The organism is Nonomuraea mesophila (assembly GCF_004352805.1).
GTDB lineage: Bacteria > Actinomycetota > Actinomycetes > Streptosporangiales > Streptosporangiaceae > Nonomuraea > Nonomuraea longispora.
The window spans coordinates 44397-64543 of the sequence record NZ_SMLD01000003.1 but is presented as its reverse complement, the minus strand read 5'-3'; the positions used below and the strand labels follow the sequence as shown (position 1 = coordinate 64543).

Below are 20147 nucleotides of genomic sequence, written 5' to 3'. Positions count from 1 at the left end.
GAAGTGATGGCGCAGCCGCTGGTGCGGACCGAGACGGACGCGGCGCCCGTGAAGAGCGGAGGGCGATGGCCCCGGCGACGCTCCGGACCCGCGCTCCCGCACCCGGACCGGCGCAGCCTCCCGGCCCGGGTCTGGAAGGAACGGTCGGCGTACGTCTTCCTGATGCCCGGCATGCTGATCTTCTCGGTCTTCACGCTGGCCGCGCTGGTCTTCGCCGTCTACCTGACCTTCCACCGGTGGAGCATCATCGAGCCGGACAAGCCGTTCGTCGGCCTGACCAACTACCGCGACATGATCCACGACGAGCGGTTCATCGAGTCGGTGCTGAACACCATCTACTTCAGCGGCGCCTCCGTGCCGCTGTCGATGGGGACAGGACTGCTGCTGGCCCTGCTGCTCAACCTGCCGCTGCGCATGCGCGGCCTGTTCCGGACGGCGTTCTACCTTCCGGTCGTCACCCCGTTCGTGGTGTCCGCCATCCTCTGGAAGTGGCTCTACAACAGTGACTACGGCCTGTTCAACCACTACCTGCTGCAGACGCGCCTCATCGACGACCCCTTGTTGTGGTTGTCGGACAAGAACCTCGCGATGCCGGCCGTCGTCCTCATGAGCGTGTGGGCAGGGACCGGGTTCTCGATGGTGGTCTACCTGGCCGGGCTGCAGGCGATCCCCCGTGAGCTCTACGAGGCGGCCCGCATCGACGGCGCCGGCGCGTGGCAGCGCCTGCGGTACGTCACGATCCCGTCCCTCCGCCCCACCACCCTGTTCCTGCTCGTCATGGGGATCATCAGCTCGCTGCAGGTCTTCACCCAGATCTTCGTGATGACCAACGGCGGACCGGTCAACAAGACGACGACGATGGTCTATTACATGTATCTCTGGGCGTTCAAGTACTTCGACATGGGCTACGCCAGCACCCTGGCGTTCGCGCTCTTCCTCATGCTGCTCGTGTTCACGGCGCTCCAACTGCGCCTCTCCCGGCGGGAGTCCGGCGCATGGGCGGCGTAGACGGCCCAGTGGACGGCCCAGTGGACGGCCGGGTGGACGGCGGGGTCGCCGTGCGCGAGGCGGCGCCGGAGCGCACCGCGCCGGCCCGCAGGCCGCAGGACGGGAACAACCACTTCGGGCCGCGCCAGAAGGCGGTCACCTACCTGGTGCTCGCCCCGCTCGCCATCCTGTTCGTGGCGCCGTTCGCCTGGCTGATCAGCGCTTCGTTCCAGCCGATGGGCGAGATCTTCTCCACGACGCCGCACTGGATCCCGCAGGACCCGACGGCGGAGGGCTACAAGGGCTTCCTGAACGTCGGTGACCTCACCAAGGCGCAGCAGGGTCAGGGGCACGGTGACTGGCGGTGGTTCGCGAACAGCGCGTTCGTCGCGGTCACCGTCACCGTGCTGCAGACGTTCTTCAACGCGCTGTGCGCCTACGCCTTCGCCAAGCGCCGCTTCCCCGGACGTAACGCCATCTTCGTGTTGTTCCTGGCCACGATGATGGTCCCCGGGCAGGTCACGCTCATCCCGAACTATCTGATCATCCAGCACATCCCGTTCTTCGGCGGCAACGACTGGATGGGGAGCGGCGGGCACGGCTGGCTCGACTCCTACTGGGGTCTGATCATGCCGGGGATCGTGTCGGCGTTCGGCATCTTCCTCCTCCGCCAGTACATGCTCTCGATCCCGGACCAGCTGCTGGAGGCCGCCCGCATCGACGGGGCGGGCGAGTTCCGGATCTTCCGGTCCGTCGTGCTGCCGCTGTGCGGGCCGGCGCTCGCCGCGAACGCGATCTTCACCTTCCAGGGGGCCTGGGAGGACTTCTTCTGGCCCCTGATCATCATGTCCAGCCCCGACAAGATCACCGCGCCCGTGGGGCTCGCCCTGTTCGTGGTGCAGAATCGTACGTCCTGGACCTTGCTGTTCGCCGGGTCGGTGATCGCGACCCTGCCGATGATCATCGTGTTCCTCGTCTTCCAGCGCAGGTTCGTGCAGGGCATCGCACTGACCGGGATCAAGGGGTGACCATGGCGCAGGAGAATCGCGATCTGCTCGACCGGCTGCTCGAAGCCGGGAACGGCGTGCTGAGGTGCGAGCCGGCGTGGGTCGCGCGTGACTTCCTGCCGCCGGGCCGGCGGCTGGGCCTGCCCGAGCACGCCTACGACGCCGGGGAGCGCGGCGCCATCTGCGAGCGATGGCTGGCCTCGACGACGAAGGCGGACAACGCCGTCGGTCCCGAGGACGAAGGGCTCAGCCACGTCGTGGGGGAGCACGGCGAGCGGCTCCTGCTGCGCGACGCCGTGGCCGCCGACCCGGTGGCGATCATGGGTGCGGCGTACGCCGCCGCGCACCCGGCGGGGCTCGGCCGGCTGGCGAAGATCTTCGACTACGCCGACCGGCTGCCGTACCACATCCATCCGCCCCAGGAGTACGCCTCGCTGGTCGGACGCAACGCGAAGGACGAGTCGTACCACTTCCTGCCGGGCGCCGACCTGGGCGCGCATCCGGAGACGTTCCTCGGCGTGCACCCGTGGATCGCGGAGCGGTCCGCGCACGAGGTGCTGCTGCCGTACCTCGTCGACTGGGACAGCGACCTCATCCTCCGGCACGCCCGCGCGGAGCTGCAGGTCGCCGGCGAGGGCTTCCACGTGCCGTCCGGCGTGCTGCACGCGCCCGGCACGGCCCTCACCCTCGAACTGCAGGAGGACTCCGACGTCCTGTCGATGTTCCAGGCGCTGAACGCCGGCCGGATCATCTCCAAGGACCTGCTGTTCAAGGACGTGCGCCCGCGGGACCGTCAGCGGCACGGCGAGCGGTTCCCGCTCGGCTTCGTGGACTGGCAGACCAACGGCGACCCCTGGTTCTACGAGAACCGCCATCTCAGCCCGCAGCCCGTGCCCGGCTCGGACGGCGACGGCGAGGAGACCTGGGTCTTCTACAACACCACCAAGTACGCGGGCAAGCGACTCGTCATCCCGCCGGGCGGCGTGCACCGGCTGCGCGAGCCCGGCGTCTACAGCGTGTTCGCCTGGGAGGGGGAGGGCAGGTTCGCCGGGCACGAGGTGCGCGGCGGCGACCCAGGACGGGACGAGCTGGTGGTCACGCACGAGGCGGCCACCCGCGTGCACGAGGTGGCCGCCACCGGACCCCGGGACCTCGTGGTGTTCCTGTTCTTCGGACCCGACCTGCACCCGGGCACACCGTCCATCGCGGGCCGCGCGCGGTGACGCTCACACGTGCAACACGACCTCGCCGTCCTGCTGGGTGACCCGGTAGGTCTTCAGCCCGACGCGCTTCGGCTCCAGGAGCGAGCGGCCGCTCTCGATGTCGAACTCCCAGCCGTGCCAGGGGCAACGGATCACCCGGCCGGCCTTGCCGTAGACGTACTCGTGCGGGCCGGCGGCGACGAAGGTGCCGCCCAGCGAGTCCTTGCACAACGACGCACCCATGTGGGGGCATCTCTCGCTGATGGCGAAGAACTCCTCGCCGACGCTGATGACGCCGACCGGCCGCCCGTTCACCTCGACGGTCCGGCATCCGTCGCGGCGTACGTCCTCGACGCTGCCGACCCGAACCTCCATGCGCCCACCCACTGACTCTCGACCGCGATGCCAATCGATTTGCTATCAATGACTATGACGGTTCCGCGTCATCTCGGCAACCACTGCCCGGACAGGAGTTCCCATGGCCGACCTGCGTGACCAGCCCCTCGCGGAGACGCACGCGCCGAGCCGCTACCGGCTCGTCGACTGCGACGTCCACCCGGTCACCAAGAGCGGCCTGGGGGAGCTGCGGCCGTTCCTGTCCCAGGCCGAGCAGCGCCGCCTGGGCCTCGACGAGCGCCGCGACCTCACCACGATCGGGCACCGCGAGGCGGTGTCCGTCCCGCGGAACATGCTCTACGTCAACCCGGCCGGGGTGCTCCGCGACGACGCCCGCGCCCCGGACGGGTCCGCGCCGGGAGCCGACCCGGCGTTCACGGCACGGCAGCTGCTCGACGGCCACGGCATCGACCGTGCGGTGCTCATCGGGGGAGAGGTGCTCGGGCTGGGAGCCATGCCCGATCCGGACGCCGCGGCGATGATCGCCTCGGCGTACAACCGGTGGCTCGCGACGACCTGGTTCGACGCCGACGACCGGTACCGCGGTTACCTCGTGGTCGGGGCGCAGGATCCGGTGCTGGCGGCCCGGGAGATCCGGCGCGCGGCCGAGGACGAGCGCTTCGTCGGCGTGCTGCTGCCGCTCACCGACCTGCTGATGGGGCTGCGCCACCATTACCCGATCTACGAGGCCGCGTGCGAGGTCGGCATTCCGGTCGCCGTCCACCCCAACTCGGGCGAGGGCATCTTCCGCACCTCGCCGCCGATGGCGGGCGGGACGCCGACGTACTACGTCGAGTGGCACAGCGGGCTGAGCCAGGTGTTCCAGGCCAACGTGATCAGCCTCGTCTGCCACGGGGTCTTCGAACGTTTCCCGAACCTCAAAGTGATCATCACCGAGGGCGGGCTGGGCTGGATCCCCGACGTGATGTGGCGGCTCGACAAGAACGTCAGGGGCCTGCGCGACGAGGTGCCGTGGGTCAGGCGGCTGCCCAGCGAGTACATCGTGGACCACGTCCGGTTCACGACGCAGCCGCTCCCGGAGCCGAAGCGCCGCCACCACCTGCACGTGCTCTGCGAGATCGCCGGCGCGGACCGCACCCTGATGTTCAGCTCCGACTACCCGCACTGGGACTTCGACGACCCACGGCACGCCCTGACCGCGCTGCCGCCGGCGATCAGGCAGCGGGTGAGCAGCGACAACGCCATCGAGACCTACGGCGCCCGGCTGTGACGCGCCCGTCTCAGGGCCGGGCTCGGGCCCGGCGCGTCCGCACCGGTTCAGAGCCCGGCGGTGCTGATCAGAGCGGTGGACGTGCCGGAGCGTTCTCGAAGGCTCGCAGGATCGCGGTGTACGCGGGCTTCGGCTGGAGGTCCTCGTCGAACGGCAGCGGCCGGCGCGCGGCCCCGTCGGGGCGCGGGTAGTCCTCCTCCAGCCACGTGTAGCGGTCGCTCAGCCCGAAGGTGAGCACGACCTTGACCGCGGGCTCCTGGAGGGCCACGGACAGATAGCGCGCGTACACGTCCGCCACGGCCGCGTCACGGCTCGGGACGTCGGCCTCCAGGCCGTCGTCCTGGACGTCCATCTCGGTGATGAAGATGGACAACCCCCGCGCCGCGACGTCCGACAGGAAGGTCCGGTACGCCGCCGTGTCGAACTTCCGGGCGAACTTGTCCGCGTTCAGGTGTGCCTGGATCCCCAGTCCGTGCACCGGGACGTTCCTGCTCTGGAGATGGTCGATGGCCTTGAGCATCGACGTCCGGCGCGCGGCCGCGTCCGTCCCGGTCTCGAACCCGAACTCGTTGATGAGCAGCAGGGCGTCCGGGTCATGCTGGTGGGCGAGGGTGAACGCCTCCTCGACATAGGACGGCCCGATCGTCTGATACCAGGGTTCGACCGTCCAGAACCCGTTGGCGTCCTTGCGGCGCCCGTCGGTCACCTCGTTGGCCACCACCCAGGCCGTCACCTGCCCGGCATAGTGCGCGACCTCCTGCTGGATCGTCCCGAACAGCAGGTCACGGGCCTCCTGGGTGCCGAGCTCGTACAGGGCGTCCGGCTCCCACCCGTCACCCAGTCCCTCGTCCCAGACCAGATGGGCCGCGAGCACCGGCTGCTCGTTGCCGGCGGCGAACGAGACGATCTGGTCGCCGTGGCCGAAGTCGAGAGGCGAGTCCCGCGTCGGCTTCAGCCGGTACCACAGCAGGTCGTCCTCGGTGAGCAGCATCCCGCTCTCGCGGGCGAACAGCGCCGCGTAGGCGGAGTCCGGCTGGACCTGCCACGTCGCGGCCGACGAGCCGTACCGGATGCCCTTGGCCAGCGCAGCCCGGTGCAGCTCGCCCGCGGGCGCGGCCCATGCCGCACGCGCGGACACGAACGGCGACACGCCACCACCCAGGAGCGCCGCGGCTCCCAGGCCGCCACCGACAAGGAACGATCTTCGAGGGAGACCTCTCTGACCTGCCACCGCATTCCCTTCATCGAGTCGTCCGAAGAACCGCGCGCGATGCAAATCGATTTACACAACAGATACACCCGCCGGCTCGCCGTGGGAAGGCCCAAGGACGGCCGCCCGCATTGTCATGTACGGGTGCCGCGGCCCGCGCGGGGCCTCAGGAGATCGGTACGTCGGCGACGGGCTCGAACCCGGGGATCCGCACGGTGACGCGGGAAACGTCGGCGGGCGGCTTGAACATCGCCCACAGCGTGTACTGCTCGCCCTTCTCCACCGTGTAGTCGTCCAGCCCGAGGCGCTGCAGGTCGGGGCCGATGGCGACGCGGGCCTCCCCGTCTCGCACGGTCCGGTACCGCTGGTCGGCGGAGTCCAGGGTGATCGCTCGCCGCTTTTCCCGCGCCGCAGGCAGGCTCGCCGCCGTCCGGCGAGCCTGCCCCCTGATCGGTTCAGTTGCGGTCAGCGGGCCCCGACGCGGTGGATCCGGTCGCGGCGGATTCGGACGCGGTGGGTTCGGGCGCGGTGGGTTCGGGAGCGGCGGAACGGGGCGTGGTGGATTCGGTCGCGGCCGGTTCGGCGGCCAGGCGGGTGTCGCGCCTGGACTTGAGCAGGCTGGCCACCGTGGTGATGGTGAGCACGGTGACGATGACGGCCAGCGAGGTCCAGTTGCTGATCTCGGGGGCCCAGGTGACGTGCTCGCCGCCGTTGATGAACGGCAGCTCGTTCTTGTGCAAAGCGTGCAGGACGAGCTTCACGCCGATGAAGCCGAGGATGACCGCCAGGCCGTAGGTGAGGTAGACGAGTTTCTCCACCAGCCCGCCGAGCAGGAAGTACAGCTGTCTCAACCCCATCAGCGCGAACGCGTTGGCCGCGAAGACCAGGTAGGCGTCCTGGGTGATGCCGAAGATCGCGGGGATGGAGTCGACCGCGAACACCAGGTCCGCGCCGCCGATGGCGACGATGACGATGAACATCGGGGTCAGCAGGCGGCGGCCGTCCTGTCTGATGGTCAGCCGCGAGCCGTGGTAGTCGTCGGTGACCGGGAACAGCTTGCGTACCAGCCGTACGACGCCGCCGTTGGGGTCGTAGTCCTCGTCGTCGTTGTTGTTGAAGGCGAACTTCCACGCGGTGTAGATGAGGACGCCGCCGAAGAGCCAGAACACCCAGCTGAACCGTTGTACGGCCTGCGCGCCCACGGCGATGAAGACACCGCGCATGACCAGCGCCATCACGATCCCGATGAGCAGCACGCGGTGCTGGTGGATCGCGGGCACGGCGAAGCTCGCCATGATCAGCATGAAGATGAACAGGTTGTCGACGCTCAGCGTGTACTCGGTGATGTAGCCGGTGATGTACGCCGCGGCCTGGTCATCGCCGCCGAAGATCCACACTCCGGTGCCGAAAGCGACGGCACAGGCGATGTAGAAGGCGATCCAGCGCGCCGACTCGGCGATCGTGACCCTGTGGGGCCTCCTGTTGACGATGATCAGGTCGAGGAGGATGAGCGCGAGGAGGGCGGCGATGGTGGCCGCCCACAGCCAGGCGGGCACAGGCATGGGTGGGGGCATGAGAGCTCCTCCGACTTGGCGTTGACACGTCCGTCGGAGGTCTTCTCCGCCCGCGTCGCCGCGGACCGACCGCGCCGGGTCCCGAGGAAGGGTCCGTGATGACGACGTGGCCGCGAAGGAGTACTCCCCTCCACTTCGGTGCGATCATACATACGGAATGCAGTAGACGAAATTCCCTTGGGCAAATCTCTCGCGGGGGCCAAGGACCGAAGTGGGCCGCGGCACTCGTGTGGATTTGTGGGACATCGTCCTACGATCGCTCCGGCCGCGAAGCCTACCATCTGCCGCCACCCGCGAAGACGGCCGGGGTCTGCGCCAAGGTCGGGACGCGGGCCCCGCTTCACACCGGCTCCTCCGGATCGGTGTGGACCCGGACGGTCCGGCAAGACTGGTGGGATGAAGTGGAACGTCTGGGTCGACGACTGGCAGATGGAGTGTTGCGGCGAGCTGTTCGGCCTCGGATCGGCGGTCTCCTGGACCCTCGGCCCGGCCGACCGCGACTGGCTGACGCGCGCCCTCGGTGAGGAGACCGCGGCCACGATCGACTGGGGCCAGGAGCATCACAGCGAGCCCTCACCTGATCAGATCAGCGTCGAAGCCCGCGTCACCCATATCTCCGCGGTCCACGCCCGTTACGAGCTGACCCCTGGCGAGAGCGCGTATCACCCGGTCGAAGGAGTGCTCACTCCGCAGACCTTCGCCGACGGGCGGCCTCCGGCTGAGGGAGATCTGCGGTTCATCGGGTACGTCGTGACCCTCGATGTCTTCGCGTAGACCCCGTCGCCGCGTCGAGCCCTCCCGGCACTCCGGCGGGTGACGAGGGCCCCGTTCTCTCCCGTGATGCGTCAGCGGCCAGGGTCCAGCACCAGCGCCGGGTCCAGCGCCATGGTGGCGACCGTCGAGTTCGATGTCCGCTTCGGTGATGCGTTTCACCCGGCCGAGGCGGACCACGTTCTTGATCGTGCGTAGCTGTTCCAGTTCGGCTTGGGAGACGGTGGCGCAGCGAAACGCCGTCGGCCGGTCATCCGGCGAGAATCCTCAGCAGGGCGCCGACGGCGGCGAGCCGATCGAAGAGGTCCGGCAGGGATTCGGCGCGCATGATGGCGTCGTGCTTGGCGGCGTACTCCTCCGCGATGTCCTCGGCGCGGCGGAGGGGAAGCGGCTGCACGGTGGCCCGGTCGATGAGCCATGGCGCGCGGGGCATGATCCATGTCAGGCGTTCCGGGGCGATGCCCCGCTCCAGCAGCCAGAGGCAGGCGTCGATCCCGGTCTTGCCCGCGCCGACGACGACGTACCGGTCGTAGGGTTCGCGAATGGCCGGCAATTCGTTCGGCGGCACGACGGGAACGCCGGTGGCGATCGGGAACTCCGGCGGTCGCATGGCCGGCACGGTGACGCCTTGGTAGGTGGTGTCCACGATCTTCCGTCGTACGGTCACCTCGTAGTCGTCGCCGGAGGTCGTCAGGTGGAATCGGCCGGCGCCTTCATATTCGGCCATGACGATGGCATGGCTCAGCGCCGGCAGGGGCGGCGAACTCGATCTGCCCGCCGTGCTGGAGGACACCTGACACGCCGTGCCGGCCGGGAACCGGGCGGCACGAGGGCCGGCCCGGCGTCATCGCGTGCTGATCACCGGAAGGCGGCGACGTTGGCGCGGGCCCACTCGGCATAGGTGCGGGGCGCCCGGCCCAGCACCCTCTCGACGTCCGGGCTGACCCTCCGCTCGGCCGGCGTGGGCGCGCCCAGGACGGCCAGGGTCGTCTCCACCACGTCCGCCGGCATGAACGTCATCATCTGCGCCCGTGCCTGGTCCGGGGTCTGCTCCACGAACCGGATCGGCTCGCCCAGCGCGGCGCCGATCGCCTCGGCCTGCTCCCGGGGCTTCACCGGGGCGGGACCGGTCAGCTCGTAGATCCGCCCGGCGTGGCCGTCCTCCCGCAGCGCCGCGGCGGCGACCCCGGCGATGTCGCCCGGGTCGACGGACGGCAGCGCGACGTCGGCGAACGGGGCGGCGACGGTCCGCTCGGCACGTACCGACGCGGCCCAGGCGTAGGTGTTGGAGTCGAAGTTGCCCGGCCGCAGGATCGTCCAGTCCAGGCCCGACTCTCGTACGGCCTCCTCGATGGACAGTCCCAGCACTCCGTGCGAGGCCGACTCCGGCCGGGTCTTCACTCCCAGCGAGGACAGCAGCACCACCCGCTCGACACCACCGGACTTGGCCGCAGCGAGGATGTCGGCCACGTTCAGCGTGTGAGCACTGGCACCGCCGTTCTGCAGGAACAGCGCGTCGGCGCCGTCGAAGACCGGGCGCAGGCTCTCGGCGTCGGCCAGGTCAGCCTGCCGGTGCGTGACGCCTTCCGGCACGTCCCCTTCCGCGATGGCCCGGGACGTGGCCGTCACCTTCTCGCCGGCCGCCGCGAGCATCCGCACCAGCGGGCGGCCGGTGTTTCCTGTGGCTCCCGTTACAACGATCATGGTCGTTCTCCTGTCGTTCATCCGCTCGAACGAGCGGTTCGTACGCAACGCAGGCGACGCTAACATCCTGGGTATAGTAGGTACCTAGAGGAAAGTGACTATCTCCGAGGGAGCATCCGCATGGGCGACACGACATGGCAGGCCGCGACCACGTCGGCCGGCCCGGAGCAGGCCTGCCCGATCGCCCCGGTGGTCGACATCGTGTTCAGCCGGTGGACCACCCCGATCCTGTGGACCCTCAACCACCACGGCCGGCAGCGCTTCGTCGAGCTGCAACGGCGGATCACCACGATCACATCGAAGGTGCTGACCCAGCGCCTGCGGCAACTCGAACGCGACGGCCTGATCGTGCGGACGTACCACCCCGAGATCCCGCCCCGGGTCGAATACGAGATCAGCGACCTCGGCCGCAGCCTCGCCCCGCTGTTCGCCCACCTCGCCGAATGGGCCGCCACCAACCTCGACGCGGTCGATCGGGCCCGCCGCGCCTACGACAGCGCTTCGACTCACTGAGGCCGGCGAAAACGCGCCGGACGGCTGAACCAGGGTTGCGACGGCGTCCGCTCTGACGGCGCCTGACAGTGGCTTCTCGCGCCTTGTCAGGTCGTTGTCAGCGCGGACGCGCATCGTTCAGGGCGTCACAGAACGGACCGCAGCGGCGGTCCTGCCCCGAACGATGCAGGAGAAATCTCATGGCCCATCCACGCCGATGGTGGATCCTCGGCGTTGTCTGCCTGGCGCTGCTGGTGCTCAGCGTCGACAACATGATCCTCACGCTGGCCATCCCCGCGCTCATGCGTGAGCTGGGGGCGAGCCCGGCCGACGTCCAGTGGATCCTCGACGCCTACATCCTGGTGTTCGCGGGCCTGCTGATCACCGCCGGAAGCCTGTCGGACCGCTACGGGCGTCGCCGGCTGCTCATCCTGGGGCTGGGCGTACTCGGCGGGGCGTCCCTGCTGGCGGCGTTCGCCGACCAGTCGTGGCAGCTCGTCGCGTGCCGCGCGCTGATGGGGGCGGGCGCGGCCCTGGCCATGCCCAGCACCATGTCCATCCTCATTGTCGTCTTCGACGCGAGCGAGCGGCGCAAGGCGATGTCCATCTGGGGCATGGTCAGCATGGTCGGCATCGTGGCCGGTCCCACCCTCGGCGGGCTGCTGCTCCAGCACTTCTGGTGGGGGTCGGTCTTCCTGGTCAACGTGCCGCTGGCCGTGCTCGCCGGCATGGGCGCCCGCACCGTCGTGCCGGAGTCGCGGGGGCCGGCACGACGGGCCGACCCGCTGGGCGTGCTGCTGTCCGTCGCCGGGATGGCCGCCCTGGTGTGGGCGATCATCTCCCTGCCGCACGAGGGCTGGTCGGCTCCGGTCGTGATCGCCCTGGGGGCGGCCGTCATCGCGCTGGTCCTCTTCGTGCGGTGGCAGTCCCGTGCGCCGCATCCGCTGCTGCCGCCGGCGATGTTCCGCGAACGCGACTTCAGCGGGGCCGCGGCCTCGGTGGTGCTGCTGGTGTTCTCCACCGCGGCGGTGCAACTGGCGTTGACGCAGTTCCTCCAGCTGGTGCTCGGATACGGCGCGATGAAGGCCGCGCTGGCGTTCGTGCCGCTGGCCGTGGCCGTGGCCGTCTTCAACCTGGTGGGCGCCACGCTGGCCAGGCACGTCCACGACAGGACCCTGATCGTGGCGGGGATGCTGGTGATCGCCGTCTCGCAGGGCCTCTTCGCGCTGATCGGCCCGGGCGACGGATATCCGCTTCTCGCCGCGGGCCTGGTGGTCATGGGCATCGGCACCGGGCTGGCGACACCCAGTGTCTTCGCCACGCTCATGGGCGCCATCCCGCCGCAGCACGCCGGGGTGGGTTCAGCGGTCAGCGACACCATCCAGCAGGCGGGCATGGCGCTGGGCGTGGCCGCGCTGGGCAGCCTGCTGTCGGCCGGCTACCTCGCGGCTCTGCCCGCGGGCACGCCGCACGTGGCCAGGACGTCGCTGGCGGAGGCGCTCGGCACAGCGGCCAGGACGGGGTCGGCCGGCCTGGCGCAGGCCGCGCGGGAGGCCTTCCTGTCGTCCATGTCGCTGGTGAGCACCGCCGCCGCCCTGCTGTCGGTGGCCGGAGCCGTGCTGGCCCTCGCCGTCCTGCGCCGTCGTACTCCCGCGCACGCACACGCTTGAAGAGAGAAGGAGATCCTCGAAGATGAGACAGCTTGATGTGACGGCCTACCAGAGCGCGGAGCAGCTGCTGCCGCACCACCGCGCCGCGCTGGTCCCCGGGGGGCGGGTCAGGCCGGTGTGGGCCGACGGCGGTGCCCGCTTCTGGTACCGCTCGGGCACCCGGTTCGTGCTCGTCGACCCGGCCGCGGGCGTCCGCGTACCGGCCTTCGACCATGAGCGGCTCGCCGCCGCGCTGGCGGCGGCATCCGGGCAGGACGTGGATGCGGCGGCGCTGCCGTTCGAGGCCATCCGGCTGAGCGGCCGGGCTGTCGAGTTCGCCGCGTTCGGCGGGCATTGGCGCTGTGCTCTCGACACGTACGCGCTGGAGAGCTGCGAGCCGCGCCCGGCCGCCTCCTTCGTCGAGGCCGCCTCGCCCGACGAGCGGCACGCGGTCTTCCGCCGCGACCACAACCTGTGGGTCCGCCGGCCGGCCGACGGCACGGAATGGGCGCTGACCTCGGACGGGAATCCGGACCATGAGTACGGGACCGCGCCCGACTGGTGGCAGAACTCCGTCCTGGTCCGCAAGCTCGGATTCCCGACCATGCCGCCGGCCGCGGCCTGGTCGCCGGACGGGACGCGCGTGCTGACCCATCGCACTGATCAGCGCGGCGTACGCCGTAACCACCGGATCGAGGCCCTGCCCGCGGACGGCGGCCCGCCCCGTCTGCACACGCAGCGCTATGCCCACCCGGGTGATGAGCGGGTGCCGCTGGCCGAGCTGGTCGTGCTCGACATCGCCACCGGCGCCGTGGCGCGGGCCTCGGCCGAACCCCTGCCCATGTCCGTGGTCTCGCCGGTGATGACGCGGTGGGCGTGGTGGGCGGCCGACGGCAGCGCGGTGTACTACCTGAGCGGGCCGCGCGACGGACGCAGCCTGTCGTTGCACCGGCTCGACCCGGTCACCGGTCACGTGACCACGCTGCTGACCGAGGCCGGCGACACCCGCGTGGCGCCCAACCAGTGGGCGGAGGGACAGGCGCCGATGGTCGAGGTGATCGGCGGCGGGACCGAGGTGCTGTGGTACTCCCAGCGTGACGGCTGGGGACACCTGTACCTGTACGAGGCCGGCACCGGCGCACTGCTCGGGCAGGTGACCTCCGGCGCCTGGGCGGTCCGGGAGATCCTGCACGTCGACGAGACGGACCGGGTGGTGTACTTCACGGCCGCGGGCCTCGTCCCGGACGACCCGTACCGTCGTACGGTGTGCCGGACCGGGCTGGACGGGCGCGGCTTCGCCCGGCTCACCGGCGACGATCTCGACCACGACGTGACGGTCGCGCCGAACGGGGCGTACTTCGTCGACTCGGCCTCGACCACCGACACCCCGCCCGTGACCACGGTGCGGGGCTGGGACGGGCGCGTGCTCGTCGAGCTGGAACGCGCGGACGTCACGCGCCTGCTCGCGACCGGATGGAGGCCGCCGGAACGCTTCCGGGTCAAGGCCGCCGACGGCGTCACCGACGTCTACGGTGTGCTGTACCGGCCGCACCACTTCGACCCCGCCGGTCGCTACCCGGTCATCGACACGCCGTATCCGGGCCCGCAGACCAACCGCGTCCACCCCACCTTCGACCCCGGCATCCTCGGCCACGAGGCCGAAGCCATGGCCGCGCTCGGCTTCGTCGTGGTCGCCGTCGACGGGCGGGGCTCACCGGGACGCGACAGGGCCTTCGCCGACGCCTCCCACGGCAACCTGGGCGACGCCGGCGACCAGGCCGCCGCGCTGCGGCAACTGGCGCGGACGAGACCCTGGATGGACCTCGAGCGGGTGGGGGTCGTCGGCATCTCCGCCGGCGGGCACCAGGCCGTACGCGCCATGCTCGACCATCCCGGCCTGTACAAGGCCGGCATCTCCAGTTGCGGGACGCACGAGCTGCGGCACCTGCACGCCGGGCACGCGGAGCTGTACCACGGCATGCCCGGCGAGGCCGACTACGACCGGGTGTCCAACGTGGTGAGGGCCGACCGGCTGGCGGGCAAGCTCCTGCTGATCCACGGCGGCATGGACCCCAACGTCCTGCCCGACCACACGATGCGCCTGGCCGAGCGGCTCATCACCCTGGACAAGGACGTCGAGATGCTGATCGTCCCCGGCGCGGAGCACCTGTTCCTCGGTTACGAGCACCACGTGTACCGGCGCAGGTGGGACTTCCTGGTGCGGCACCTGATGGACGCCGAACCACCGGAGCACCGCCTCACGCCGCTCGTCTTCGACGCCGGCTTCCTCGCGGCCTGGTTCTGACGCCTCACCCCGCCAGCAGGCCGAGCGCCTGATCCCTGGACAGCCCCGCGCCCCGGCGGTACGCCTGCTCGTACGCCGGGGCGCCGAGCCGTTCGACCAGGGAGGCCGCCAGCTCGCCCACCTCCGGATCACCCCGGTCGAACACCCCCCGGATCGCCCGGCTCATCCCGAGGGCGTGCGCCGCGCCGGCCGGATCGCCCTCACCGAGCAGCAACCGGGCCAGCAACTGCGCCGCCGCGGCGGCGTCGCGCGCGGCGACCGAGGCTCTGACCGCGTTCGGGAACAAGCGCCGCGCCTCGGCCGCCGCTCCCGCGGCCAGAAGATTGGCCACCCGCGCCGGCGCGACCAGCACCTCGATCGTCTCTTCGGGGACCGACAGCTCTCCGGCCAGCGCCTCCAGCCGATCGAGCGCCTGCTCCGACGATTCCCAGGCGCCACCACGCCGGTGCAACTCGGCGACGCAGCGCTCCAGCTCGAGTTCGGAATGCCGCTGCACCCGGCCGCCGATCGCGCGGCGGGCCGCCGCGACGTCCCGCCAGGCGCCGTCCGGGTCACCGGCCCGCATCCGCGCGGTGGCCAGCCAGGTCCGATACCCGGCCTCTTCCTGCGAGCCCAGTTCCGCGACCAGGGCGACGCCGCGTTCGGCGGCGATCAGCGCCCGCTCGTGCTCGCCCCGCACCGCGTGGGAGTGGGCGGAGCCGATCAGGGCCATCGCCAGCCCATGACGCTCGCCCACCTCCTCATAGCGCCGCAGGGCCTGCGCCAGCGCCGCGGCGCCGCCGGGCCAGTCGCCACGGTCGATGCGCACGTACGCCTCCACCCAGCACGCGCACGCCCGCGCCCACGGATCCCGGTGATCGCGCGCCCGGCGCAACTCACGCTCCGCCAGATCGTCGAGACGCAGGAAGAACGCCGCCGGCACCACCACCGGCACCAGGATCGGATATCGGTCCATCGCCCCCGAGCGGACACAGTCCTCGATCAGCGCGCGGGCCGGCTCTCGATCGGGCAGCGACCCGCTGTTGCCGGCCAGCGCGCGCACCGCGGCGAAGGCCGCCCGCGCGGCGGCGGGCAGGGCGTCGCCGAAGCCGAGCACCGCTTCCACCAGCGACTCGGACCTGGCGTCGAACCGCGCCATGGTCCAGTACCAGCTCAGCGCGGGCAGGATCCGCGATGCCGAGTCCGCGTCCCCGGATGCGACGGCCATCCGCAGCGCGAGCACCAGATTGCCGTACTCGGCATCCAGGACCGCCATCGAGCGCACCTGCTCGCGCGAGCGCAGCAACGGCTCGTGCTCCTCGGCCAGCCCCCGGAAGTGCCGCACGAAACGGGCCTCGACGGCCTCCCGCTCGCCGGCTCGGAGCAACTCCTGCGCCGCGTACGCTCGCATCGTCTCCAACATGCGATATCTGCGGCGGCCCTCACCACTCGCCTCCACGACGGACTTCTCGACCAGCGCGTCCAGCACGTACGCGTCGCCGTCGTCGCCGTCCCCGCCGTTCCCGTCCCCGCCGTCTGGGCCGTCTGCGTTCGGACACACCGCCCGCACCGCGTCCCGCCCGGCCCCGCCCGGGAACACCGACAGGCGCCGCGCCAGCGCCCGCTCGTCCTCCGTCAGGAGCTCCCAGCTCCACTCGACCACCGCGCGCAGCGTGCGCTGGTGAGCGGGCCCTGTCCTGTTGCCCGAGGCGAGCAGCCGGAAGCGGTCATCCAGCCGCCGCGCGATCTCCTCCACGCTCATGGTACGCAGCCGGGCGGCGGCCAGCTCCAGCGCCAGCGGCAGCCCGTCCAGCCGCCCGCAGATCTCCACCACGGGACCGGCCGTGGCCTCATCCAGCACGAAGCCGGGCCGCACACCGGCCGCCCTGTCCAGGAACAGCCGCACCGATGCCGCCCCGGCGGCCTCCTGCGTCGTGGCGGGGACCTCCAACGGCCCGAGCGGACACAGCGCCTCACCGACGATCGCCAGCGACTCCCTGCTGGTGGCGAGAATCGTCACGTAGGGCAGCCGGTCGAGCAACCGGTGGGCCAGTTCCGCGACGTCCGCCACCAGCCGCTCGCAGTTGTCGAGCACCAGCACCGCCTCCCCACCCGCGAGCAGGCCGGCCACCGCGTCAAGGGGTTCCTGCGGGTCGGTGCGCAGCGGCTGCACCGAGCGCGGACCCGAGGCGCTCAGCGCGCCGAGCACGGCGTCCAGCAGCCCGGCGGACGTCTCCACCCCGGCCAGGGGGACGAACCACACCCGTCCGCTGCGGCAGGTGCGGTGCCGGGTTAACGCGTGCACGGCCAGCCGGGTCTTGCCGACTCCGCCCGGGCCGACGACGGTGACCAGCCGGGAGGTCTCCATCAGCTCCAGGACCAGCCTGAGCTCCTCCTGCCTGCCGACGAAGCCGGTCAGCCACCGAGGCAACCGGGATCCGGCGTGGACGGGCGGACCGTCGAGCTCGCCCCGGAGCACCGCCAGCTGTGTCTCCCGCAGTTCCCGGGAGGGATCGACGCCGAGTTGCCCGGCCAGCTCGGCGCGCGTCTCCTCGTACACGGTCAGCGCGTCGGACTGCCGCCCTGCCGCGTAGAGGGCGCGCATGCGCACAACGGTGAGCCGTTCCCGCAAGGGATGCCGCCTGCCGGCCGCCTCCAGGTCGGCCAGCACCTCATCGTGCCTTCCCAGCCGCACCTCCGCGTCGAACCGGTCCTCGGCCGCCGCAACCCGCAGCTCTTCCAGCCGGGCGGCGGCGACGTCGGCGAAGGGCACATCGCTCAGATCGGCCAGCGCGGCGCCGCCCCGCCACAGCCCGAGGGCCTCGCCGAGCGTGACGGAGGCCGCCTGCGGCCTGTCGGCGGCCAGCTCCCTTCTTCCGCGCGCCGCCAGTTCCTCGAACCTGTGCGCGTCCACGTCCTGCGCGCCGGCCACGAGCCGGTAGCCGCCCGGCCGCGACTGCACGCCGCCGGTCCCGCGCAGGGCCTTGCGCAGCCGGGACACCAACGCCTGCAGCGCGTTGGCGGCGTCCGCCGGCGGGCCGTCGCCCCATATCGCGCCGATCAGCGTCTCGGCGGGCACCACGTGTCCCGGCTGCAGCGCGAGCCGGGCCAGCACCATGCGCACGCGAGGGCCTCCGACCTCAACGGGTGTCCCGTCATCGGTGAAGACCCGGATCCGCCCCAGCAACTCGATCCGCACCACTCCACCTTCTCAGAGGACGAACGCCTCCCGGCCGCCTGTGGTGGCATGACGGCGCGTCCACCGGCCCAGGACACCTCTCACACGCGCAGGACGGTGACCTGGCGGCCGGACGGTGTGGTCGCCTGCTCGAAGTCTCCTCGTTCGTTCCACGGTGAGGCTTCGGGACGGCGGTCGAAGATGACCAGGACGCCGGTGGTGAGGGTGAGCCGGTCGAGATAGCGGTCGAGCTGGGCCAGCCCTTCGGGTTTCGGGTCGTTCGCGCTCGCTCGCCAGACCCTGAGCTCCATGGCCTCGCGTTGCATCAGGCGCTCGCCGTCGGGACCGGTGTGAGGCCAGCGGATCAGGACGTCGAGGCGTTTGGTTCCGGCGGCGTATTCGCGGTCGAGGTGGCCGCCGCCGTTGACCAGGCGGTGCAGGAAGGCCATGAGGATGATCTGGCAGGCGGCTTCGTGGTAGCCCTCCTGCTGGATGAGGACCTCGCCGTGCTCACGCCAGAACACGACGAACTCCTCCAGCAGGCGTGCCAGGTCGAAGCGGCCATCGGGAAGCACGAAGCTGTGCGGGTCGGCGCGTACGAACCGCTCGGTGCGGTCGCCCAGCACCCGGAGCAGGACCTCCCGGTAGATGGGGTTGGCGATCACCATGTCCCTGGTCCCCCGGATGAGGCCCAGGTCGTGTACGTAGGAAGCGGCATGGTCGAAGGCGATGTCCGTGCCCGGCGACGTGCCGGCCACGATCGGTTCGATCACTTGCTTGACCCGGGGCTCGTGCAGCCGGGCGGCCAGGGCGTCCAGGTGGGTGGTGCGCGCCCGGATCAGCCGCTCCTTGGCGTCGTCCACCTGGCAGGTGGTGATGGTGCCGGTCACCTGCATGGTGGAGGTGATCTCGTGGGCGAGGGCGTTGACCAGCCAGGGTTGGCCCTGGGTCAGCTCGAAGACCCGGTCGACCGCGTCCTTCGTGAACTGCTGCCCCGTCTTCTGGGTGTGCTGGTCGTACAGTTCGGCGATCTGGCCGGCGGTGAAGTCGCCCAGGCGCAACGAGTCGGCGATGATGTTGAACGGGCTGGCCGAGCTGAATTGTGTGGGGTCGCCGCCGGAGGCGACTTTGTAGTCTCGCAGGTCGCGCAGCCCGCACAGCACCATCGACGCGGGGAACGGATAGCCCTTCGATCGTTTGTTGTGGCCGTCGCGGAGCTGGCTGAGGATGCTGACCAGGCTGTTGCCCTGCAGCGCGTCGATCTCGTCGAGAAAGAGCACCACCCGGCGTGGGCTGCGGCGGCACCACGCGCTCAGCGCCGCACCGAACCGGCTGCCCGGCGTGACCTGCGGCCAGGCACCCGGTGGCAGCAGCTTCTTCGGCCAGCCCGACAGGTCGGCGGCCTCGCGGAGGGAATCCAGCAGCAGCGACTCCGCGGCGGGGTAGTCGTCGCCGGCCGCCTTGGCGCGCTCACAGGAGAACGCGAGGGCGGCGGTGTCGCCTTCGGCGGTCAGTTCGGAGGCCAGAGTGTCCAGAATGGTGGTTTTCCCGGTCTGCCGGGGGGCGTGCAGGACGAAGTAGCGGTCCATCTCGATGAGGGTCCGCGCTTCGGGAAGCCGTGGTGCGGGAGGCAGCATGTAGTGGAGCCGCGGATCGCAGGGGCCGGTGGTGTTGAAGTACTTCGCCTTGGGTGATGACACGATCACATAGTGCCAGCATGGTGAGCTGAGGACTTGAGTGCTTCAGCGTGATCTGGCGTAGTCTCCGGGTGTTGACGTTCACGGCCGAGAAGCTGACGCGGATGGCTGCTGTTCTTGAGATACCTGCTCGCCTACCCCGAACCCTGACGCGGCAGGGCCAGGAGGACGAGCGCGTCGGCCAGGAGGAGGGTCTGCCGCTCGCAGCTCGCCTCGTCCGACGTCTCCGCCAGTTCGAGGACCAGGCCGTCCATCCGGTGGATGAGGAACCGGGCCAGCTCGGGCACCGGCACGGCCGTGCGCAGGCCGTCGCGCTCCGCCGCGGCGGTCAGGGCGGAGGCGATGAGGTCGCCGCCGAACGGGGCGTTGACCTCGGCCCAGACGTCCCGGCCGGGCAAGACCGCCTCCTTGTTGCGAATGGCCCACATGAGCAGTTCCATCAGCGAGAGATGCAGCCCGTGGTGGTCGCGGATCCACCGCCAGTACGTCGCCACGACCTCGCGTACGGTCGCCTCGAACCCGGCCTCGCGGTCGAGCCCCTCAAAGGCGGCCAGCATCGTGGCGTGGCCGCGCCCGAGGATGAGCAGGTTGAGCTCGTCCTTGTTGCGGAAGCAGTAGTGCAGGGTGCCGAGCGGCACCCCCGCCTGCTCCGCGATGCGGCGGGTGGTCGCGCCGGCCAGGCCCTCGGTGGCGATCACGCGGACGGCGGCGTCGACGATGACGCGCCGCCGTTCGTCGGCGGACAGGTACGTCATCGCGGCGCCC

Annotated in this window: 17 protein-coding genes; 8 read left to right on the top strand and 9 right to left on the bottom strand. The window is 70.8% G+C overall.

The window, feature by feature from the left end; translation table 11 throughout:
- Nucleotides 1-6: 6 nt before the first annotated feature.
- Genes E1295_RS02090 through E1295_RS02080 form a run of 3 tightly spaced genes read left to right on the top strand, consistent with a single transcriptional unit; the run spans nt 7 to nt 3217 of the window.
- Nucleotides 7-1008 carry a carbohydrate ABC transporter permease gene (locus tag E1295_RS02090; RefSeq protein ID WP_132627920.1) on the top strand — a complete coding sequence of 334 codons (1002 nt, stop codon included), beginning with the start codon at nt 7-9 and terminating at the stop codon, nt 1006-1008.
- A complete protein-coding gene (locus E1295_RS02085; protein WP_132627919.1) occupies nt 996-2015 on the top strand; it encodes a carbohydrate ABC transporter permease in 1020 nt (339 codons plus the stop codon). The genes E1295_RS02090 and E1295_RS02085 overlap by 13 nt, the downstream gene beginning before the upstream one ends.
- 2 nt (nt 2016-2017) lie before the next feature.
- Nucleotides 2018-3217, top strand: a complete 1200-nt coding sequence (locus tag E1295_RS02080) for a cupin domain-containing protein (protein WP_132627918.1) — start codon at nt 2018-2020, stop codon at nt 3215-3217.
- A gap of 3 nt (nt 3218-3220) precedes the next feature.
- Here E1295_RS02080 and E1295_RS02075 read toward each other — a convergent pair whose 3' ends face one another.
- Nucleotides 3221-3571, bottom strand: a complete 351-nt coding sequence (locus tag E1295_RS02075) for a Rieske (2Fe-2S) protein (protein WP_132627917.1) — start codon at nt 3569-3571, stop codon at nt 3221-3223.
- Between the two features lie 103 nt (nt 3572-3674).
- Between E1295_RS02075 and E1295_RS02070 the strand changes: the two genes are divergently transcribed.
- Nucleotides 3675-4823, top strand: a complete 1149-nt coding sequence (locus tag E1295_RS02070; RefSeq protein WP_132627916.1) for an amidohydrolase family protein — start codon at nt 3675-3677, stop codon at nt 4821-4823.
- Between the two features lie 67 nt (nt 4824-4890).
- Here the strand turns inward: E1295_RS02070 and E1295_RS02065 are convergent, their stop codons facing one another.
- The 3 genes from E1295_RS02065 to E1295_RS02055 all read right to left on the bottom strand — a co-directional run bounded on the left by E1295_RS02065 (nt 4891) and on the right by E1295_RS02055 (nt 7595).
- Nucleotides 4891-5973 (bottom strand): endo-1,4-beta-xylanase, encoded by a 1083-nt coding sequence (locus E1295_RS02065; protein WP_166427033.1) that lies wholly within the window; start codon nt 5971-5973, stop codon nt 4891-4893.
- Between the two features lie 226 nt (nt 5974-6199).
- Nucleotides 6200-6385 (bottom strand): hypothetical protein, encoded by a 186-nt coding sequence (locus tag E1295_RS02060; protein ID WP_132627914.1) that lies wholly within the window; start codon nt 6383-6385, stop codon nt 6200-6202.
- 103 nt (nt 6386-6488) lie between these two features.
- Nucleotides 6489-7595, bottom strand: coding sequence for a TerC family protein (locus tag E1295_RS02055; protein ID WP_132627984.1), 1107 nt, complete (start codon nt 7593-7595; stop codon nt 6489-6491).
- A gap of 408 nt (nt 7596-8003) precedes the next feature.
- Here E1295_RS02055 and E1295_RS48435 point away from each other — a divergent pair, with 408 nt between their 5' ends.
- Complete coding sequence (locus tag E1295_RS48435) at nt 8004-8381, top strand: DUF6578 domain-containing protein (protein ID WP_166427027.1); 378 nt, start codon at nt 8004-8006, stop codon at nt 8379-8381.
- Nucleotides 8382-8628: 247 nt separating this feature from the next.
- On the opposite strand, the gene E1295_RS02050 is transcribed toward E1295_RS48435, so the two are convergent.
- Both E1295_RS02050 and E1295_RS02045 read right to left on the bottom strand, forming a co-directional pair.
- A complete protein-coding gene (locus tag E1295_RS02050; protein WP_181957943.1) occupies nt 8629-9105 on the bottom strand; it encodes a hypothetical protein in 477 nt (158 codons plus the stop codon).
- Between the two features lie 131 nt (nt 9106-9236).
- Nucleotides 9237-10082: an NAD(P)H-binding protein gene (locus E1295_RS02045; RefSeq protein ID WP_132627913.1), complete on the bottom strand. Its 846-nt coding sequence runs from the start codon at nt 10080-10082 to the stop codon at nt 9237-9239.
- A gap of 120 nt (nt 10083-10202) precedes the next feature.
- Between E1295_RS02045 and E1295_RS02040 the strand changes: the two genes are divergently transcribed.
- From E1295_RS02040 to E1295_RS02030, 3 genes are all read left to right on the top strand, one after another.
- Nucleotides 10203-10595, top strand: a complete 393-nt coding sequence (locus E1295_RS02040; protein ID WP_132627912.1) for a winged helix-turn-helix transcriptional regulator — start codon at nt 10203-10205, stop codon at nt 10593-10595.
- Nucleotides 10596-10774: 179 nt separating this feature from the next.
- On the top strand, nt 10775-12244 hold the full coding sequence (locus E1295_RS02035) for an MFS transporter (protein WP_132627911.1): 1470 nt from the start codon (nt 10775-10777) through the stop codon (nt 12242-12244).
- A gap of 22 nt (nt 12245-12266) precedes the next feature.
- Nucleotides 12267-14528 carry a S9 family peptidase gene (locus tag E1295_RS02030; protein ID WP_132627910.1) on the top strand — a complete coding sequence of 754 codons (2262 nt, stop codon included), beginning with the start codon at nt 12267-12269 and terminating at the stop codon, nt 14526-14528.
- 4 nt (nt 14529-14532) lie between these two features.
- Here E1295_RS02030 and E1295_RS02025 read toward each other — a convergent pair whose 3' ends face one another.
- The 3 genes from E1295_RS02025 to E1295_RS02015 form a co-directional block, all read right to left on the bottom strand.
- Nucleotides 14533-17706: an ATP-binding protein gene (locus E1295_RS02025; protein WP_132627909.1), complete on the bottom strand. Its 3174-nt coding sequence runs from the start codon at nt 17704-17706 to the stop codon at nt 14533-14535.
- Between the two features lie 80 nt (nt 17707-17786).
- A complete protein-coding gene (locus E1295_RS02020) occupies nt 17787-19385 on the bottom strand; it encodes an AAA family ATPase (RefSeq protein WP_220448502.1) in 1599 nt (532 codons plus the stop codon).
- 131 nt (nt 19386-19516) lie between these two features.
- Nucleotides 19517-20137 (bottom strand): TetR/AcrR family transcriptional regulator, encoded by a 621-nt coding sequence (locus E1295_RS02015; RefSeq protein WP_132627908.1) that lies wholly within the window; start codon nt 20135-20137, stop codon nt 19517-19519.
- Nucleotides 20138-20147: the final 10 nt, after the last annotated feature.

Bases quoted from the DNA above. Each gene is read 5' to 3' on its own strand.
- E1295_RS02090 (WP_132627920.1), top strand. From the start codon at position 7: ATGGCGCAGCCGCTGGTGCGGACCGAGACGGACGCGGCGCCCGTGAAG.
- E1295_RS02085 (WP_132627919.1), top strand. From the start codon at position 996: ATGGGCGGCGTAGACGGCCCAGTGGACGGCCCAGTGGACGGCCGGGTG.
- E1295_RS02080 (WP_132627918.1), top strand. From the start codon at position 2,018: ATGGCGCAGGAGAATCGCGATCTGCTCGACCGGCTGCTCGAAGCCGGG.
- E1295_RS02075 (WP_132627917.1), bottom strand. From the start codon at position 3,571: ATGGAGGTTCGGGTCGGCAGCGTCGAGGACGTACGCCGCGACGGATGC.
- E1295_RS02070 (WP_132627916.1), top strand. From the start codon at position 3,675: ATGGCCGACCTGCGTGACCAGCCCCTCGCGGAGACGCACGCGCCGAGC.
- E1295_RS02055 (WP_132627984.1), bottom strand. From the start codon at position 7,595: ATGCCTGTGCCCGCCTGGCTGTGGGCGGCCACCATCGCCGCCCTCCTC.
- E1295_RS48435 (WP_166427027.1), top strand. From the start codon at position 8,004: ATGAAGTGGAACGTCTGGGTCGACGACTGGCAGATGGAGTGTTGCGGC.
- E1295_RS02050 (WP_181957943.1), bottom strand. From the start codon at position 9,105: ATGGCCGAATATGAAGGCGCCGGCCGATTCCACCTGACGACCTCCGGC.
- E1295_RS02045 (WP_132627913.1), bottom strand. From the start codon at position 10,082: ATGATCGTTGTAACGGGAGCCACAGGAAACACCGGCCGCCCGCTGGTG.
- E1295_RS02040 (WP_132627912.1), top strand. From the start codon at position 10,203: ATGGGCGACACGACATGGCAGGCCGCGACCACGTCGGCCGGCCCGGAG.
- E1295_RS02035 (WP_132627911.1), top strand. From the start codon at position 10,775: ATGGCCCATCCACGCCGATGGTGGATCCTCGGCGTTGTCTGCCTGGCG.
- E1295_RS02030 (WP_132627910.1), top strand. From the start codon at position 12,267: ATGAGACAGCTTGATGTGACGGCCTACCAGAGCGCGGAGCAGCTGCTG.
- E1295_RS02015 (WP_132627908.1), bottom strand. From the start codon at position 20,137: ATGACGTACCTGTCCGCCGACGAACGGCGGCGCGTCATCGTCGACGCC.